This window comes from Hydrogenophaga sp. (assembly GCF_041633695.1).
Taxonomy (GTDB): Bacteria; Pseudomonadota; Gammaproteobacteria; order Burkholderiales; family Burkholderiaceae_C; genus Hydrogenophaga.
This window is the reverse complement of sequence record NZ_JBFJMY010000735.1, coordinates 1-1,275: the sequence shown is the minus strand read 5'-3', so window position 1 is coordinate 1,275 and position 1,275 is coordinate 1. Positions and strand designations below refer to the sequence as shown.

General features: G+C 63.9%; 1 protein-coding gene and 1 pseudogene. Both read right to left on the bottom strand.

Going from position 1 to position 1,275, the window contains the following annotated elements; genetic code table 11:
• Positions 1-954: biotin/lipoyl-containing protein (locus ABYB95_RS23675; protein ID WP_372662878.1), on the bottom strand; the 954-nt coding region annotated here is incomplete at its 3' end.
• An 18-nt stretch (positions 955-972) separates the two neighbouring features.
• Positions 973-1,275: pseudogene (gene aceE, locus ABYB95_RS23670) on the bottom strand (pyruvate dehydrogenase (acetyl-transferring), homodimeric type); the annotation flags it as partial.

The following is a 1,275-nucleotide window of genomic DNA, read 5'->3' as shown; positions in this document are numbered from 1 at the left end:
GCCGAACTTGGCAAAGTCCACCTTGGGCCAGGGGATCAGGCCCAGACCGGCACCGTCGCCACCACCGGCCGGCGCTTTGGCGGCCTGGGCTTTGGTTTGCACAGCGCCGCTCATCACGGCTTTGGTAAACGCTTGTACGTCGTCCAGGGTGATGCGGCCTTTGGGGCCTTTGCCCTGGATATCGCCCAGCGGAACACCGAGTTCGCGCGCGAACTTGCGCACCGAGGGTGAGGCGTGTGGCAGACCCACCGGCGCCGTGCCGGGGTTGTGGGCCGGGGCTGCAACGGCTGCAGACACCGGCGCTGCTGCGGCGGCGGGTGCTGCTGCAGGCGCCGCAGCGGCGGCAACCGGGGCGGTTGCAGCGGGGGCGCTGGCCGAGCCTTCCAGAATCGCCAGCAGGTCACCGATGTTGACGGTGTCACCCACCTTGACCTTGAGTTCTTTCAAGACACCCGCAACCGACGAGGGAATCTCCATCGAGGCCTTGTCCGACTCGACCGTGATCAGGCTTTGCTCCAGCTTGATGCTGTCACCGGGCTTGACCAATACCTCGATCACCGCCACGTCCTTGAAGTCGCCGATGTCGGGCACGTGGACTTCCACCGGACCTGCGGCGGCAGGTGCGGCAGCGGGTGCTGGTGCCGCCACGGCCGGAGCGGCTGCTACCGGTGCGGCCGCAGCCGCAGCGGGCGCGGACGCTGGTGCTGCTGCGGCGCCCGCAGCTTCCAGCATCACCACCACCGAGCCCTCTTTGACCTTGTCGCCCATTTGAACCTTGAGCTCCTTGACCACACCCGCGTGCGACGAAGGAATCTCCATCGAAGCCTTGTCCGACTCCACCGTGATCAGGCTTTGTTCGGCCTGCACCGAATCGCCCACCTTCACCAGCAGCTCGATCACCGCCACCTCGTCGAAATCCCCGATGTCCGGGACTTTTACTTCTATCAATGCCATGTTGGTCTCCGGAATCGTTTAGGCGTACAGCGGATTGATCTTGTCGGTTTTGATGCCGTATTTTTTGATGGCCTCGGCCACCTTGGCCATGGGCACCGTGCCTTCATCGGCCAACGATTTCAACGCGGCCACGACGATGTAGTGGCGGTTGATTTCGAAGTGCTCACGCAGCTTGCTGCGGAAATCGCTGCGTCCGAAGCCGTCGGTGCCCAGCGCCTTGTAGGTGCGGCCCTTGGGGATGAAGGCGCGGATCTGCTCGGCGTAGTTCTTCATGTAGTCGGTGGAGGCGATCACAGGACCGGTGTGCTTTTCAAGCTGCTG